The organism is Arthrobacter sp. 10T413_2 (assembly GCF_056394205.1).
Window position 1 is genome coordinate 81448 of record NZ_JBFTHK010000002.1, and the last position, 15220, is coordinate 96667.

The 15220-nt window shown below is 65.3% G+C and carries 15 protein-coding genes and 2 pseudogenes; 7 read left to right on the forward strand and 10 right to left on the reverse strand.

The window, feature by feature from the left end; genetic code table 11:
* Positions 1 to 124 precede the first annotated feature (124 nt).
* Positions 125 to 1369, forward strand: coding sequence for a flavin-containing monooxygenase (locus AC1DBQ_RS00935; RefSeq protein ID WP_476926698.1), 1245 nt, complete (start codon positions 125 to 127; stop codon positions 1367 to 1369).
* A gap of 135 nt (positions 1370 to 1504) precedes the next feature.
* Here AC1DBQ_RS00935 and AC1DBQ_RS00940 read toward each other — a convergent pair whose 3' ends face one another.
* Complete coding sequence (locus tag AC1DBQ_RS00940) at positions 1505 to 1924, reverse strand: ester cyclase (protein ID WP_344364522.1); 420 nt, start codon at positions 1922 to 1924, stop codon at positions 1505 to 1507.
* A 540-nt stretch (positions 1925 to 2464) separates the two neighbouring features.
* Between AC1DBQ_RS00940 and AC1DBQ_RS00945 the strand changes: the two genes are divergently transcribed.
* Both AC1DBQ_RS00945 and AC1DBQ_RS00950 read left to right on the forward strand, forming a co-directional pair.
* The gene (locus AC1DBQ_RS00945) at positions 2465 to 3049 is read left to right on the forward strand and encodes a histidine phosphatase family protein (RefSeq protein ID WP_476926699.1); all 585 of its coding nucleotides are present in this window, start codon (positions 2465 to 2467) and stop codon (positions 3047 to 3049) included.
* 23 nt (positions 3050 to 3072) lie between these two features.
* Entirely contained in the window at positions 3073 to 3801 is a 729-nt protein-coding gene (locus tag AC1DBQ_RS00950) for a YoaK family protein (RefSeq protein ID WP_476926700.1), read from the forward strand.
* 81 nt (positions 3802 to 3882) lie between these two features.
* On the opposite strand, the pseudogene AC1DBQ_RS00955 reads toward AC1DBQ_RS00950, so the two are convergent.
* Together AC1DBQ_RS00955 and AC1DBQ_RS00960 are read right to left on the reverse strand one after the other, a co-directional pair.
* Positions 3883 to 4032, reverse strand: a pseudogene (locus AC1DBQ_RS00955) (ester cyclase); the annotation flags it as partial.
* A 356-nt stretch (positions 4033 to 4388) separates the two neighbouring features.
* Positions 4389 to 4553, reverse strand: a complete 165-nt coding sequence (locus AC1DBQ_RS00960; RefSeq protein ID WP_476926701.1) for a hypothetical protein — start codon at positions 4551 to 4553, stop codon at positions 4389 to 4391.
* Positions 4554 to 5193: 640 nt separating this feature from the next.
* Here AC1DBQ_RS00960 and AC1DBQ_RS00965 point away from each other — a divergent pair.
* Both AC1DBQ_RS00965 and AC1DBQ_RS00970 read left to right on the forward strand, forming a co-directional pair.
* Positions 5194 to 6297, forward strand: a complete 1104-nt coding sequence (locus tag AC1DBQ_RS00965; protein WP_476926702.1) for a TerC family protein — start codon at positions 5194 to 5196, stop codon at positions 6295 to 6297.
* 450 nt (positions 6298 to 6747) lie between these two features.
* Complete coding sequence (locus tag AC1DBQ_RS00970) at positions 6748 to 7179, forward strand: MarR family transcriptional regulator (protein ID WP_476926703.1); 432 nt, start codon at positions 6748 to 6750, stop codon at positions 7177 to 7179.
* 170 nt (positions 7180 to 7349) lie between these two features.
* Here the strand turns inward: AC1DBQ_RS00970 and AC1DBQ_RS00975 are convergent, their stop codons facing one another.
* Positions 7350 to 7619 carry an IS110 family transposase gene (locus tag AC1DBQ_RS00975; RefSeq protein ID WP_476926713.1) on the reverse strand — a complete coding sequence of 90 codons (270 nt, stop codon included), beginning with the start codon at positions 7617 to 7619 and terminating at the stop codon, positions 7350 to 7352.
* Between the two features lie 240 nt (positions 7620 to 7859).
* Positions 7860 to 8324: pseudogene (locus AC1DBQ_RS00980) on the reverse strand (IS110 family transposase); the annotation flags it as partial.
* A gap of 395 nt (positions 8325 to 8719) precedes the next feature.
* On the opposite strand from AC1DBQ_RS00980, the gene AC1DBQ_RS00985 reads away from it, so the two are divergent.
* Entirely contained in the window at positions 8720 to 9877 is a 1158-nt protein-coding gene (locus AC1DBQ_RS00985; RefSeq protein ID WP_476926704.1) for a sigma-70 family RNA polymerase sigma factor, read from the forward strand.
* Here the strand turns inward: AC1DBQ_RS00985 and AC1DBQ_RS00990 are convergent.
* Positions 9810 to 11174, reverse strand: a complete 1365-nt coding sequence (locus tag AC1DBQ_RS00990; RefSeq protein WP_476926705.1) for an MFS transporter — start codon at positions 11172 to 11174, stop codon at positions 9810 to 9812. The genes AC1DBQ_RS00985 and AC1DBQ_RS00990 overlap by 68 nt on opposite strands.
* A 185-nt stretch (positions 11175 to 11359) precedes the next feature.
* Here AC1DBQ_RS00990 and AC1DBQ_RS00995 point away from each other — a divergent pair, with 185 nt between their 5' ends.
* Entirely contained in the window at positions 11360 to 11770 is a 411-nt protein-coding gene (locus tag AC1DBQ_RS00995; RefSeq protein WP_476926706.1) for a hypothetical protein, read from the forward strand.
* Between the two features lie 240 nt (positions 11771 to 12010).
* Here the strand turns inward: AC1DBQ_RS00995 and AC1DBQ_RS01000 are convergent, their stop codons facing one another.
* The 4 genes from AC1DBQ_RS01000 to AC1DBQ_RS01015 form a co-directional block, all read right to left on the reverse strand.
* Entirely contained in the window at positions 12011 to 12613 is a 603-nt protein-coding gene (locus tag AC1DBQ_RS01000) for a class I SAM-dependent methyltransferase (RefSeq protein ID WP_476926707.1), read from the reverse strand.
* 83 nt (positions 12614 to 12696) lie between these two features.
* The gene (locus AC1DBQ_RS01005; protein ID WP_476926708.1) at positions 12697 to 13464 is read right to left on the reverse strand and encodes an amino acid ABC transporter ATP-binding protein; all 768 of its coding nucleotides are present in this window, start codon (positions 13462 to 13464) and stop codon (positions 12697 to 12699) included.
* Positions 13461 to 14498 carry an amino acid ABC transporter permease gene (locus tag AC1DBQ_RS01010; protein WP_476926709.1) on the reverse strand — a complete coding sequence of 346 codons (1038 nt, stop codon included), beginning with the start codon at positions 14496 to 14498 and terminating at the stop codon, positions 13461 to 13463. The genes AC1DBQ_RS01005 and AC1DBQ_RS01010 overlap by 4 nt, the downstream gene beginning before the upstream one ends.
* A gap of 6 nt (positions 14499 to 14504) precedes the next feature.
* Positions 14505 to 15220: ABC transporter substrate-binding protein (locus AC1DBQ_RS01015; protein ID WP_476926710.1), on the reverse strand; the 716-nt coding region annotated here is incomplete at its 5' end.

Sequence of the window (15220 nt, forward strand, 5' to 3'; positions counted from 1 at the left end):
ATGTAAACCGGCCCAGACCGGGCGTAAGCTCCTCGCATGGGACCTACTCGGGCCGTCCCTCTCCCCGGGATGGTGCTTCCCGAACAGCCGGCCTGTGGTGCACAGATCGAGGCGGTGGGCGAAGATGGACGCTGAGGTGGACACGCTCGTAGTGGGCGGAGGCCAAGCGGGCCTGGCCATGAGCTACTGGCTCGGCCGGGCCAGCGTCGCGCATCAAGTGCTGGACCGGCGCGCCGCCCTGGGCGGTGCCTGGCAGGACCGGTGGGATGGGTTCTGCCTAAACACCCCGAACTTCTCGCTATCGCTGCCGGGCATGCGCTACTCGGGTGAGGACCCGGACGCCTTCATGCCGCGGGATGCCGTGGTGGACTATTTCCGGCACTATGCGGAGGCTATCGGTGCGCCGGTCCGCACTGGCACGGACGTCACGCGCATCGCCCCCGCACACGGCGGTGCCTTCGACGTGGAAACAACCCAGGGCAGCTGGCGCGCCCGCAACGTGGTGCTGGCCACCGGTGGCTTCCAGAAAGCGAAAATGCCCGCACTGTCGGCACGGCTGCCCCGGCACATTCTGCAACTTCACACCAACGAGTACCGCAACCCGGCCCAGCTGCCGGACGGCGCCGTCCTGATTGTGGGGACGGGCCAGTCGGGCGGCCAGATCGCCGAGGAGCTGCTGGCGGCTGGCCGCGACGTCCGTCTGGCGGTGTCCGCCTGCCCGGAGGCGCCGCGCCGGTACCGTGGCAAGGACACCTTCTATTGGATCATGCAGCTCGGCCTGCACGGCCCGGAGTACGGGCTGAACGGACTTACCGTGGCACAGCTGCCCTCCCCCGCGGCCCGGTTCGCCTGCAACCCGCTGCTGACCGGCGCCGACGGCGGCCACGACATCCGCTTGAGGGATTTGGGCCGCCGCGGCGTCCGGCTGCACGGTCACCTGGACGCAGCCGACGACGGCGACCTCGTCTTCAGCGATGACCTCGCCGAGCGCCTCGCCACCGTTGAGGCCGGGTTCAGCCAGCGCCTCCGACCGATGCTCGATGCGTACATCGCCGCCGCCGGGATCGAAGCGCCGGAGGCTGAACTCCGGCCGGCCGACAACTGGCTTCCCTCAGAGCCGGCGGGGCTGAACCTGGCAGCGGAGGGCGTGACGTCCGTCCTGTGGGCCACCGGCTACCGGCTCGACTTCGGCATCCTGGACATTCCGGTACTGGACGAATGGAACTACCCCCGCCACAGCCGCGGCGTCACCGAACACCCGGGCCTCTACGCCGTCGGACTGCCGTGGCTTACCGGGCACAGTTCGGCGATCGTGGCCGGCGTGGGGCGCGATGCCGAGTACATTGCGGAGCACATTGCCGGGCGCTGACAGCAACGCTGCCGACGTCGACGATGCCGTCGTCGAACGGTGCCGGCGTCGAACGGCTGTCCGCGTTTCCCTGTAGGGAACGTGGACAGCCACTTTTTCTTTGCGGGGCGTCGGCCCTGTTGTTCGTCGCCTAGTTCAGCCAACGGCCACGGCGCCAATCTGCTGCATGAGGCTCAGGTTGTCCGTGGTGCCCCAATGCTCGGCCACCTTGCCTCCCTCGACACGGATGATGTCAGTGCAGTCGAACTCGACACTCTTTCCCGTTGCGGGGATGCCGGCCAGGTCCCCACGATGCGTACCCGCGAGAACCACGTGGCACGCCTCCATGTTTCCGGCCGTCACTGAGGGCTCGATCTCCTTGACCTTGATATCCGGGAAAGCCGACCGCATCGTGTTCACAAAGAATTTGACGCCATCTTTTCCGGACGGCTGCCCGGGCAGGGCCATTTCGTGATCCACGTAGCTATCCGCGGCCAGCTCATCAATGAGGGCAAGGTTACCGCTCTCTATGACGTCCTTGTAAAACCGCTCAATCAATCCAACACCTTCAGACATTTCCGACTCCTTGTTGGCGAGAGACCGAAATTGGATCCCCCAGGCGTCGTGCCTCGGCCGGACGCGCAGACCCACACGCCGTCGGGCCGCCCGGTCAGGTCGTCGTTCCCGGCCGTTCCCGGGGCGCTGCCGGGTGCCACAGTTTGCTGTGGTCCCCAAACTTTCCGGAGCTGGCACAGGAGGGTCTGTCCTTTCCTGGCTTCGCGGCCAGGCGTCAGCGGCCCGCGTAGAGCGCCGAGTGATACTGTGAAAAAACCAGTGAGAAACGGGCGAAGTGCCTCGTTAAGGCCGAAGGTATTCCGGGATCTTAAGCGTGTCAAGATGCCACGATGTCTCCCTCATGGGTGGTTGGCCTGGTTCCTGGCTGCCAGGCTCGATCCCCGCCGTCGTGTTTGAGTGCAGAGAAGCCGAACGGCTCGCCGTCACCTACGCACGTGCCCGGAAGATGCTCGAAGTCTGGCGAATCCGTCGGCCCGTTGCCGCCGGCTTCGTGACACCGCGGTTTGCCGGGGCAATCCCCGTTCAGGGCAGAATGGACGCATGACCCTCACAACTTTCGCGCTCATCCGTCATGGCCAGACCGACTGGAATGCGCAGCGCCGGCTGCAGGGGTCCACCGACATTCCGCTGAACGACGTCGGCCGCGGCCAGGCGCGCGACGCCGTCGCCACGCTGTCCAGTTACGAGTGGGACGCGGTCGTGTCCTCGCCGCTGAGCCGGGCCGCGGAAACCGCCGACCTGATCGCCGCAGGGCTCGGTCTCAGCGTGACACGCCGCGTCCCGGAGCTCACCGAGCGCCACTTCGGACCCGCCGAGGGCCTGCAGGCCGGCCCCGAACTGGAGGCCCTGCGAACGCCCGACAGTTTCCGCGGCGCCGAAAGCGACGACGACGCAGCCGGCCGCGGGTTGGCCGCGCTGGAAGCCCTGGCCGAGGAGTTCCGCGGCCGCCGTGTCCTGGTGGTCGCCCACGGCACGCTCATCCGGTTGAGCCTGGGCCGGGCGGTCGGCCGCACGCTGCAGAGCATCGATAACGCCGCACTGAACCTGGTCCACCACCACGTCGCCGACGGCTGGCAGCTCGAATACCTCAACGGCGAGCGATTGACCGCAGCCGCCATCAGCTGACCCGGCCCGGAAAGAGTGAACCCATGCTGAAACGACTGAAGACCGCCGAACAGGCCCGGCTGCACCTGACCCTCATGCTCGTGCTGACGTTCTCCACCGGGGTTATCGACGCCGTCGGCTACCTGGGCCTTGACCGGGTATTCACCGGCAACATGACCGGCAACGTCGTCATCCTGGGCATGGCCCTGCTTGGCGCCGACAACCTGCCCGTCGTCGGACCCTCGATTGCGCTGGCCTGTTTCATGCTCGGCGCCGTGATCGCCGGCCGCGCCCTTCGGCCCGAAGCGGCAGGCTGGAGCCGGCGGACCACGGCTCTGCTGACCGCCGTCGGTCTCACGATGGCGGCCGTCGCCGTCGTCCTGTTCTTCCACGCCCCGCACGCCGGCGACCCCGTCACCCTGGCGATCACGGGCGCGCTGGCGGTCGCGATGGGGATCCAGGCGGCCACGGCCCGGCACCTGAGCGTCAAAGACGTCACCACCGTAGTGGTGACCTCGACGCTGACCGGGCTGGCCGCCGATTCCCGCCTCGGCGGAGGCAAGGGCGCCCACGCGGGCCGCCGGTTTGGCGCCGTCGTGCTCATCCTGGCCGGTGCCGCCGTCGGCGCGGCCCTGCTGCATGTCCACCCGGGATACGGCGTGTTGCTCACCGCACTGCTCACCACGGGTGTGGCCCTCGCCGGCGGCATCGCCCGGAACCGGACGCAGGAGCCCGCCGCGGAGCCGGCGACGTCGGTGGCATCAAACCGCTGAACTCCTAGCGACTGTTGCTCGGCGGGCTGTTGGCGGAGAGGGCCGTCATGCGGGCAGGGCTCCGATCTGCTGTATGAGGGGTCATGGTGTCCGTGGTTCCCAGTGTTCGGCGATCTTGCCGTCCTGGACGCGGATGATGTCCGTCCCGCCGAGTTCGACTGTCTTGCCCGTCGCCGGAATGCCCATCAGCTCCCCGTGGTGGGTACCGGTCATTACGACGTGGGCGGCCTCAAAATCTCCGTCGGAATCTCAATGATGTTGTCAACGGATGTTGGCACGCCTTTGGGATGTCCCGGCCGGTAGCCGCGGGGACACCCGGGTGTTTCTAGTCCGTCCAGCCGGGGTAGCGTTCGGTCCTTGTTCGGCAGTTCGGCGGCGGTGGCGGGGAAGTTGTCCGGTCCGTCGGACTGTCCGGAGGCCCAGTGGAAGAAGACCTCGGCGGTGATCGCTGCGGAGCAGGCGTCCTGGGTCCGGTACCAGTGCGTGGCGGTGTCGCCCTGGACGTAGGTGCCGTAGCCGAACAGTTCCCCGTTCCGATCGCGGGTGCGGGCGATGGCGAAGACGATGCAGGGCCAGGATCCGGCGTTCTATCCTTCGCTGCCCCCGTTCGGCAGCACCGACCAGACGGTTTCGTTGAGAGTATCCATCCAGTCGTACCCGTCCCCTGACAGGTCGTCGGAGGGACGGACCAGGGCTGCGACCGGTTCGGCGGTGTCGCCGGTCGTCGTGTCGGTCATGGTTTCTGTGCTCATGAGGTGATGCTCCGTTTCGCTCGGGCGGGGCGGGTGCCTCAACAATCGGCTGCCCCTCCCCCCCAACCATGTTTTTGCCTGCTGGCGGAGCTTCGCGTAGCTGTGCCCGACGGAACCGGGGGAAACCGAAGGGCAAGCAGCGGATGGATTGCGTGAGGAAATCAGCGCAGCGCCGAAGCTAATCCATCTGCTGCGCGGCCTTCCGCGGGACGGTTGCGCCGGCGCAGTGGGCACGTAAGATCCAACGGACAGCAGTAAAAAGGACAAAAATAGCTTGTACTACCCGAGCACAGCGAGGCCCGCGAACTACCTCGGCGCTATCTGGGCGAAGCTGGGCAACGAGGGCCTCCGTCACCCGCCGTTCGGGAGCACCTGCATTGCCGCTGCGGCTGTCGCAGCCAGTGTTCTAGTGTCTTGGCCGGGAAGTCTGCAGTAGTCCCTGGGGCGTCGGGGCTAGCCGGATCAGCCACCACCCGTTGCCGTAATAGATGAAGTATGCTTCACTAATTGTGTGGAGGGGAGTATCCCACGAATGTCCCGTCGTCAGTACGGCCGACCCTGAGCGGCCCGGCGGGCAGGTTCCTTGGGACCGGGAAAGACCTCCAGTTGGTTTGAACTGACTGGAAGCGGGCACTCCCTGATGAATGTTCCTTTTTGGGCCTGGTTGGCCGTTCTTGCCTTTATTGTCCTGATGCTTGCCGTGGACCTGTTCGCGCACCGCAAAGCGCACGTCATCCGTGTCCGGGAAGCCGCGCTCTGGTCCGCCGTCTGGGTCGCCCTCGGTGTCGGCTTCGGCGTCCTGATATGGCAGGTCTACGGTGCGGAGTTTGGCCAGCAGTACTTCGCCGGGTATCTGATCGAGAAATCCCTGGCAGTGGACAACGTGTTTATCTGGGCGATCATCTTCACGTACTTTGCAGTCCCCCGCGAATACCAGCACCGGGTGCTGTTCTTCGGGGTCCTGGGCGCCCTGATCTTCAGGGGCATCTTCATCGCGGCGGGCTCCGCCATCATCGCCAGTGCCGGCTGGGTGCTCTACATCTTCGCGGCGTTCCTGCTCATCACCGGCTACCGGATGATCCGCCACCGCAACGACATGCTTGACCCGGCAAAGTCCCGGGCGCTGAAACTCTTCCGCCGGCGCGTGCCCATGACGGACGACTTCCACGGCCAGCGGTTCCTGATCCGCAAGAACGGCATCTTGCTGGCCACCCCGCTGCTCGCGGTGCTGGTCCTCATCGAGGTCACGGACATCATCTTCGCCGTGGACTCCATCCCCGCGATCTTCGCCGTCACCGACGAAGTCTTCCTGGTCTTCACCGCCAACGCCTTCGCCATCCTAGGCCTGCGGGCCATGTACTTCCTGCTCGCTGACATGATCCACCGCTTCGTCTACCTCAAGATCGGACTCGCGCTCGTCCTGATCTGGGTCGGCATCAAAATGCTCCTCAAAATCGACGTCTACTACATCCCCACCCCGCTGTCCTTGGCCGTCATCGCCACTATCCTCGGTGTGTCCATCGGCGTCAGCCTCTGGGCCACCCGCGGCCAGGAACGCCGGGCTCCCGAGGGGCTGGCGCACTCCCCCTTCGGAACCGCCTCACCCGAGGAGATCGTGGCCCTGGAACCACTATGGGGCAGACGCCGTGGCACGAAAGCCACCTCCACACCCCAACAGGGCGACGCCGGGAAATCAGACGCGGACCCGCACTCACCTACAAAGCGTGACGCGCATGAAAGGTGAACCGGTCCGCCCGGTGGCGGCACTGATACTTGATGGGGCAGGAGCCCCTGAGACTGCGCGGCGCGCAGCGGCGGTGGCCAGGATGGCGGGCAGCCCCCTGGTACTCCTGGTGCCCGTGGAACGGACCGGATTCAGCCTCAACCCCCTCACCCGCCGGCTCGCAGCCATCCGGCAGACTGCAGAAGCAGATGCGATCGCTGCCCGGGTCCGGCCGGTGCTCGAAAGTACCGCGAGCGATTTTCAAGTGCGGGCGGTTCCCTGTCTTTTCACACAATCAGGGATCACCGGAGGCGCCTCGCTGAGAACCATCAAGGCCGCCGCACGGCGAATCCGCGCTTTCACCCTCGTAACTCCAATCAGGCAAGATGGTGGAACGATCATCACGAAGGCGCAACGCCTGCGTCCCGACAGGCATGCCGACGCCATCGGAGACTCCAGCGAGGAGCAACCATGACAATCCCGCCGCCGGTTCCGGAAAATGGCCTGCAACCACCGTTTCCTGCAGCACCGCCAACACCTTTGCGCCCAACATGGACCTTTCTCACAAACCACGGCCATGTCCTGCTGGCGGTGGCAACAGACCCTGACGCCCGCGTGAAAGACATCGCCGAGAAGGTCGGGATCACACCACGATCGACCCTGCAAATCCTCAAGGATCTCGAAGCCGGCGGATACCTGCACCGCAGCCGGGACGGACGACGAACCCGCTATGCCATTGAACCCCACCAGCACTTCCGGCACCCCGCCGCAGCGACCAGGGAGGTCGACGGACTGATCGGCCTGTTCGTAGACCCCCCGCCCTCAACCGCGGCGGAGCCACCCCAGGACATTCGTTCATCCCGACCGCATGACCGCCCCCGGAAGCGGTATCCCGCAACCTAATTTCGCGCATTCGAATGATCACGTTCACCACCGGCCTGTAGCCGCTTGCCAAGCGGCCAGCCGGGCCGTCGGGACGGGTACCGGTGTGTTGGGGGGTGCCGTCGCGGAGCATGGCCCAGGGGACGTTGAGCCCGGGCCGGGCCAAGGAGAGCATGGCTTGGATGTGGGTTTTACCTTCGCTGCGTTTTTGGGTCGTAGTAGGTGCGGGAGGCGGAGCAGCTTTTCAGCGCGGAGAGCCCGGAGAAGTAGAAGACACAGAGGAGGCGTCTGTCGTAGCGCCGGGGGCGGTGGTGGTGGTTGCCGGTGATCCGGCCGGAGTCCCTGGGTGCGGGGGCCAGGCCGGCGACGCCGGCGAACCGGTCCGCGGTTTCAAAGACGGTCAGGTCCCCGCCAGCGGCGCCGAGGAACTCCGCAGCCAGCACGGGACCGAACCCTGGCATGCTCAACAACACCTCGGTGTACTGGTGTTCGGTGACCTTCTCGCTGATCAGCGCGTCAAGCTCGGCCAGTTCCTGGTCCAGGGTGATGATTTTCCGGGCGAGGGCAGCGACGATCACTTCCCCGAGGTGCTGGGCCGGGACGGTGGTGTGCTGAGATTTCGCGGCATCCACGGCGGCTTGGGCCTGCAGGCGGTTGATCGCCCGGACCCGGTCCGCGGATTTGCCCGCCCGGCGCGCGGTGAGGGTCCGCAGGCCGGTGCTGATCTCGCCCCCGGCCCGCAGCGGCTGCAGGTCGCGGCGCACCCTGGCCTGGTCGGCGATCATGGCGGCGTCTTTGGCGTCTATTTTGCCCTCGCCGCGGTAGAGGCGGGAGGCGTGGTGGACGATCCGGACTGGGGATGTAGAGGAGGTTCTGGCCGTGGGCGACGAGGATGGCGATCAGCAGCGCGGGTCCGCCGTGGTTCAGGTCCGTTGCCCAGATGACCTCGTCGCCGTCCCCGAGTTTGAGGACGGTGGCGATGAGTTCGAGCAGGGCCGGTTCGTCGTTGGGACTTTTCGCGAGAACAGCGGTTTTCCGTCGGCGTCGATTACGACGCAGTGATGATGGGCTTTGCCGGCGTCGATGCCGGCCCACAATTTCGCCAAAACAGCTTCCAGTCTGTCGGATGGGTGGAACCCGGCAGATAACCGCGCCGTCGTGTCCATATCCGGCGATTCAAGTCCCGTCTCTTGATCAGCGGTCGGGTCATCGCGGGGCGGCGGGCGGCCAATCCTACGGGGCCGTCACGACCTGGATCGTCCGGCCACAGCAACAAAGCCATACCCGCCTCCCCCGGGTAGCCACGACCCTACAACGGCCACGGAACCACCCGACAACAACGTATGGACAGCGTCGGTTGAGCTTCCTTGACGGAGATGTCAGGAAATGCGGATCGGATGGTGCTCGCGAAGAACCGTGCGCCTTCTTTGCCGGGCGGGGTTTCGGGAGTGTCAAGGTGCCTCGACTTCCGCCCCGGCAAGGTCCGCCCACGCCCCCGAACATTGTCACACCGGCCACGTAGTCTGCCTTCACGAGCTTGAACCGTCCGACAGGGGATGACATGGCTGACCCGACCCACGAAGCAAACAACAGGACGCTTTCCCCGCCTGCAGCAGTTGCCTCGCTCCCTGAATCCTTCGAACCGAATAACCGCGACTGGCCGGAACTACTGGCAGCCGGCGGCGGGTTCACCGACGACGCCGTCAAAGACTACCTGCGCCGGCTGAGCCGCTACGACCTGCTCACCGCCGAGCAGGAAGTGGAACTGGCGCAAGAGATCGAGGCAGGGCTTTTCGCGGAACAGCTCTTGGCGGTCGGAACATCGCGGCCCGGCCAGGACGTAGCCGAGCTTCGGACGATCGTCTTTCTGGGTAAGCGGGCCGGCGACATACTGCTCCACTCCAATCTCCGGCTGGTGGTGTCCATCGCCAAGCACTACACCCGGCGGGGACTCGATCTTCAGGACTTGATCCAGGAAGGAAACCTGGGACTACTCAAGGCCGTCCGCACGTTCGACTCCACCCTGGGTTTCCGGTTCTCCACCCACGCCACATGGTTCATCCGGAGCGCCATCACCCGGGCATTGGCCGACCAGGCCCGTCTTATCCGGCTGCCTGCTCACGTCGACGCGCAGCTGCAGAAGGTCCGGTCAGCGCAGCGGACGGCCGCCATGGTAGGGACCGTCTGTAGCAGGGAAGATCTCAGCTGGATGACACACTATTCGATCGGGAAGGTCGAGTGTCTGCTTTCCGTGGACCAGCCGGTCCTCTCCCTGGACGCGTGGGTGCCAGATGGCCAGGGAGGAACCGAAGCCCTGGCCGAACACCTGTGGGATTCTTCCGCCCCCGACGCGGCCGAAGCGCTCTTCCATGAACAAATGAAAGCGCAGGTCCATGCCGTACTCGACACACTCGAGGCATGCGAAGCCCGCGTCATTGCGATGCGCTTCGGCATGACCGGTGACGGCGGGAGGACGTTGGACGCCGTCGCGAAAGCGTTCGGCCTCACCCGCGACCGCGTACGCCGGATCGAGGTCGCGGCGATGGAGAAGCTCAAACACCCGTCCCGGTCCAACGCCCTGCGGCAGTATCAATTCGACTGCGGGAGCCCATCCCGCGGGGAGACGGCATCAGAGTCCGCGGTGGCGGCCCCTAGACTTTCCGCTGCTCCCGCCACAGCAGCGACACCACGAACACCACCGCACCCAGTCCCAGCATGACGAACACCATCAGCCCCCAGTTCTCCTGGTTGACGCCGGTGCCGTAGAAGATGCCGATCAGCACCGTGGCCGTGATCGCCCCCAGGTACCGGCAAGTCTGGTAGATCCCGGCGGCCACGCCGCGCTCCTCCATCCTGGTGGACAGGTACATGCCCTGGCTGGAGGCGATGCCGACCACGCCGTAGGGCACGCCCAGCAGGGCGGTCAGCCCAAACACCAACGGAATGGCGAACGACGCCGTCAGCAGCCACATCGCCCCCGACGCCACAATCAGCAGCACGACGCCGGCGACCAACACCCGCTTCACGCCGAAGCGGTCAATCGCGCGGACCGCGAGCGGCGTCACCACCACCGACATCGCGGCCAGCGGCAACATCAGCAAACCCACGATGCCGGGATCGTATCCCCCGGCTTCCTGCAGCAGCTGCGGCAGGCCGAAGAACGCGAAGTAGTACACGCCGCTGAACACCGCGAAGCCCAGATAGACCAGCAGCAGCGGACGGTTGCGGCCCAGCAGCCGCAGGTCCAGGAACGGCGGCTTGAAGCGCAGCTCGCGCCAGACAAACAGCACGGCGAGCAGCATCCCGCCGCCCAGCAGCCACCAGCGGTAGGCAGGCATCACGTTCAGGAGCGCCATCATCACCAGCACCATGGCGCCCAGGAAGGCCAGGATGCCCGGGATGTCCGAGTCCCGCAGCAGCTCGGAGGCCCTGCCGCGTTCCCGTCCTTCGTCGGCGGGCGCAAACCGCCGGACCAGCAGGATGGCCGCGAGCGAGAGTGGGACGTTGATCAGGAACAACGCCTGCCACCCCACCAGGCTCACCAGGAGTCCGCCCACCACCGGCCCGACGGCGGCAGCGGAGGTGTTGGCCATCTGGATCCGGCCCAGCGGCCGCGTGGACTTCACGTTGGCCTGCCGCGCCAGCGCCGCGACCATGACGACGGCGCTCGGAAAAGCGGTCGCGGTACCCAGCGCCATGAAGGCGCGGGCCACGCAAAGCAGGGCAAAGTTCGGCGCGAACGGAGCCAGCGCGCACGTCACTGCCACCAGGGCCATGCCGAGCATGAACAGCCGGCGCGGGCCGAAGCGGTCCGCCAGCCGGCCCATGAGCGGCTGGCCCGCAGCGGAAGTGAGGTAGAACGCCGTAATCACCCAGGTGACGGTGGCGACGTCGAGCCCGAAGTCCGCGCGCAGCACCACAAGGGCGACGGCGATCATCGAGGAGTTCAGCGGGTTCAGTGCCGTGCCGAGGCTGAGTCCGGCGACGGCGATGCCCGTCCGAGGAGAGTTGCTCACGGCAACAGTCTGTCCTACGGCTGCTAAGGATCAGAACTCGGTGACGTTCTCCCGCTCGTAGTCATAGTTGCAGATTTTCACTCCTGCGGGCCGTGGGAGCGAACTCTTTGTGCATCGCGGCTGGAAGATGGATGCGGCCTCGGCGACGAGACCAGAGCACAACTACACACTAAAAAATGGGAAAAATGAAGAAAGCAATGGCCCTGGGGGCCTTCATCTGCCTGGCACTCTCCGGTTGCGGAGGGGGAAGTACCCCACAAGCGGCACCGACGGTGACCCAAACCGTGACTGCGACGGCAACTGTCACAGCGACAGTCACCACGGGTCCCCCTGCTGCCGTGGCGGCAGCGCCCGCAGCAGCAGTGCCGGCTGCCCCCGCCGCCCTCACGACGGCCGTCATCCCTGCCGCCGTTGCCGACATGAACGCCGAAGCCCTCGACGACGATCTGACGGCCCTCGGCTTCAAGAAGGTCATCTACAACGCCGACACGGGAAAGACGGTAATTCTGCTGAGCAACTGGACCGTAACGGGTATCGACAATCCGGGTGCGGAGCAGGCTGTCGACAAAGCCGTCGTCGTCCATGTAACGAAGTAGTCCGTCCGACGAATGCGGACGGGATCGTTTTCCGTCCGCATTCGCTCGGAGGCGGTCAGGCTGAACTCACCGGGGTTGATGCGTCACGCAGGGCAGACTTTGGGCGCCGCGGCAGCCGACATCCCCCGGAAAACCAAGGAAGGCGTCACGGCGAGAACCGTAAACACTGCTTCCCGTGACGCCGGGCGGCTCCGACGGCACGGCTCCGACGTGACGCCAGCCGGTTCCGCGGCGCCGACGTCACAGTTTCCTAGCGGTGACGTCGAAAATGTGCCAGTGCTTGGGTCCGCGGAAGGATTGGCCATCGGCGTCGTAGACCTCGAAGGCCAGGATTTCCAGTCCGTCGAACAGCCGGCGCGCCTCGGCTTCGGTATGGAAGTTCCAGTCGGGAATGACAGCCCAGGAGTCCCGTTCGCCGAACAGATTCACGGCAATGACGCCGGAATGCGCCAGCGCCCCCAGCAGCATCCGCCAGACACGGCCGAAATTGTCCGGGTGGACGAAGGGCAGCGAATAGCTGGCCAGGATGAGCCCTGCCTCCGGGAGGCGCCGAAGGTCCTCGAACGGGCTCAGCTCAATCTCCAGCAGGTCGGCGAGCGCCGCGGGCACCGTGGCGAGTAGCCGGTCCCGCGTGTCCGGTAGTGAATCGACGGCGAGGACCTGCCAGCCGCCGTCGAGCAGCGCCAGTGTTTCCTTGCCCGCGCCGCACCCCAGATCTATGGCCCGGCGGCCGTTCCCCGGACCGGCCAAGGCCATTGCCTCGAGGCAGAGCGGGCGCACGCCGCGCGTTGCCTGGGCGGCGTTGTACTCCGTCCAAACCTTGCTGTCCGCGAGGCTTTCCACAGGTTCATTTTTCCACTCGCGCGGCGGCCAAGCCACAGCTCACGGCGAGACCGGGGCCCACCGCCGCACGGTTACGTGACGCGTTAGAGGACCTTGGAAAGGAAGGCCTTGGTCCGGTCATGCTGCGGGTCGCTCAGGATCTGGCGGGGAGGCCCGGCCTCCACCACCACGCCTTCATCCATGAATACCAGCGTGTCCGCGACCTCGCGGGCAAACCCCATCTCATGGGTCACCACAATCATGGTCATGCCGCTCTTGGCCAGTCCCTTCATGACGTCCAGGACCTCGCCCACCAGCTCCGGGTCCAAGGCACTTGTCGGCTCATCGAAGAGCATCAGCTTCGGATCCATGGCCAAGGCGCGGGCAATGGCCACCCGCTGCTGTTGCCCGCCCGAAAGGTGCGCCGGATATGCATCGCCCTTGTCCGCCAGCCCCACGCGCTCCAGAAGTTCCACGGCCCTGGCAGTGGCCGCGGCCTTGGAAAGCTTCTTCACCCGCATGGGAGCAAGGGTGATGTTCTCCAACGCAGTCAGGTGTGGAAACAGGTTGAATCTTTGGAAGACCATCCCGATTTCCTGTCGTTGGAAAGCCGCTTCCTTGAGCTTGAGTTCGTAGAGCTTGTCTCCTTTTTGCCGGTAGCCGACCAGCTGTCCGTCGACCGAAAGCCTCCCGCCATCAACCACTTCCAGGTGGTTGATGCACCGCAGGAACGTCGACTTGCCCGAACCGCTGGGCCCCACCATGCAGAGGACCTCTCCCGGGTCGACCTTCAGGCTGATTCCGCGCAAGACCTTGTTGGAGCCGAAATTCTTGGAAACCTTCTCGGCAAGGACCATCGGCACGCCCGTCATCCCTTACCTCCAGCATCAGTACTGAGCGGCGCACCCGGTGCACCCGGTTCGCCGGGCCCCGCCGGCCCGGGTCCCGCCGGCTCGGGTCCCGCGGGTTCCTTGCCAGTCGTCTTGAGCCGTCCGGTTCCCCGGGAGAACCGCTTTTCTATGAAGTGCTGGCCGACCATCAGGATGGAGGTGAAGAGCAGGTACCAGAGGGAAGCCACAATCAGCAGCGGCACGGGGGTGAACGTCACGGCCGAAATGCCACGGGAAACCCCGTAAAGGTCAATGCTCAATGGAATCGCGGCCACCAGGGAGGTGGTCTTGAGCATCGAAATCACTTCGTTGCCGGTGGGCGGAATGATGATCTTCATGGCCTGCGGAACCACGACGTACCGCATCGTCTGTCCCCAGGACATGGCCAGGGCCGTCGAAGCCTCTGCCTGGCCCTCGTCCACTGACAGCAGGCCGGCACGCACGATTTCAGACATGTAGGCGGCCTCGTTCAGGGCCAGGCCGATCACGGCGGTGATGAACAAGTTCGTGAAGATATCGTTCGGGACAGTCACCCACGGCGGCGTGAACGGAATGCCCAGCGTGAACACCGGATAAATCAGGGACACGATGCCCCAGAACACGAGCTGCACGTACACGGGAGTTCCCCGGAAGATCCAGATGTACAGCCAGGCAATGCTCTTCAGCACCGGGTTCGGTGAGAGCCGCATGATGGCCAGCAGCAGGCCGATAACGATCGCGCCGATCATCGCGTAGATGGTCAGCCACAACGTCACCCAGGCGGCCTGGCTGATCCGGCGGTCGAAAATGTACTTCCCCACGTCAGGCCAGCCATAGTCGGAGCGCTGGGCGGCGTCCAACACAAAGACCGCCAAGCCAAGCACCAGGACAACGGCAATGAAGATCCGCCACGGGTGACGCAGCGGGATCGCAACGATCGCCTCCGCCGGTGCGTCGTCCGTGTCGTGTCCTGCGCGGGCTCGCGGCTTCCCGTCAGGTTCCGACTCAATCATCCTGTCGGATTCCGACTCGCTCATTTACTATCATCCTTTGGCTGCCACGTTGAGTGCCGCCGTCTTGATGCCGCCGGCTTCCACTCCCCACTTGGTCAGGATCTTGTTGTACGTGCCGTCGTCGATCAGCGCCTGGAGCGCCTTCTGGAGGACCGGCGTGAATTCACTGCCTTTGGCGACAGGGATGCCGTACGGCGCCACCTCAAAGGCGTCGCCGGCGGTCTGCAGCTTGTCCTTGGTCTTGGAGATCGCATAAAGAGTCACGGGCGAATCGGCGCTCATCGCGTCGACCTGTCCCACCACGAGGGCGTTGGTCGCCTGGTCCTGCGCGTCGTACTTGAAGATGGTGATCGCCGGCTTCCCTGCATCCGTGCAGGCCTTCGACTTTGCCGGCACCTCATGCGTGTCCTCATAGGTGGTGGCCTGGACAGCGACTTTGAGCCCGCACGCGTTGTTCGGGTCCACGGTCTTGCCCTTGGGGGCGGCCCATTGGATGCCGGCAGAGTAGTAGTTCACGAAATCCACCTGCTTTTCGCGTTCCAGTGTGTCCGAGAACGAGGACATTCCCATGTCATCCTTCCCTGCTTTGACGGCAGGAAGAATGTTGTCAAAGGTGCCGATGTCGAAATTGACCTTCAAGCCCATAACCTTGCCCAAGGCATTGGTGAGGTCCACAGACCAGCCAGCCGGCGCGCCGTTATCGTCCTTAAACTCGTTGGGCGGGTAGTTGTTAGCCATGCCGACAT

Bases quoted from the DNA above. Each gene is read 5' to 3' on its own strand.
- AC1DBQ_RS00935 (WP_476926698.1), top strand. From the start codon at position 125: ATGGACGCTGAGGTGGACACGCTCGTAGTGGGCGGAGGCCAAGCGGGC.
- AC1DBQ_RS00960 (WP_476926701.1), bottom strand. From the start codon at position 4,553: ATGAGCACAGAAACCATGACCGACACGACGACCGGCGACACCGCCGAA.
- AC1DBQ_RS00940 (WP_344364522.1), bottom strand. From the start codon at position 1,924: ATGTCTGAAGGTGTTGGATTGATTGAGCGGTTTTACAAGGACGTCATA.
- AC1DBQ_RS00950 (WP_476926700.1), top strand. From the start codon at position 3,073: ATGCTGAAACGACTGAAGACCGCCGAACAGGCCCGGCTGCACCTGACC.
- AC1DBQ_RS00975 (WP_476926713.1), bottom strand. From the start codon at position 7,619: ATGCCAGGGTTCGGTCCCGTGCTGGCTGCGGAGTTCCTCGGCGCCGCT.
- AC1DBQ_RS00965 (WP_476926702.1), top strand. From the start codon at position 5,194: ATGAATGTTCCTTTTTGGGCCTGGTTGGCCGTTCTTGCCTTTATTGTC.
- AC1DBQ_RS01005 (WP_476926708.1), bottom strand. From the start codon at position 13,464: ATGACGGGCGTGCCGATGGTCCTTGCCGAGAAGGTTTCCAAGAATTTC.
- AC1DBQ_RS00970 (WP_476926703.1), top strand. From the start codon at position 6,748: ATGACAATCCCGCCGCCGGTTCCGGAAAATGGCCTGCAACCACCGTTT.
- AC1DBQ_RS01010 (WP_476926709.1), bottom strand. From the start codon at position 14,498: ATGAGCGAGTCGGAATCCGACAGGATGATTGAGTCGGAACCTGACGGG.
- AC1DBQ_RS00945 (WP_476926699.1), top strand. From the start codon at position 2,465: ATGACCCTCACAACTTTCGCGCTCATCCGTCATGGCCAGACCGACTGG.
- AC1DBQ_RS00995 (WP_476926706.1), top strand. From the start codon at position 11,360: ATGAAGAAAGCAATGGCCCTGGGGGCCTTCATCTGCCTGGCACTCTCC.
- AC1DBQ_RS00985 (WP_476926704.1), top strand. From the start codon at position 8,720: ATGGCTGACCCGACCCACGAAGCAAACAACAGGACGCTTTCCCCGCCT.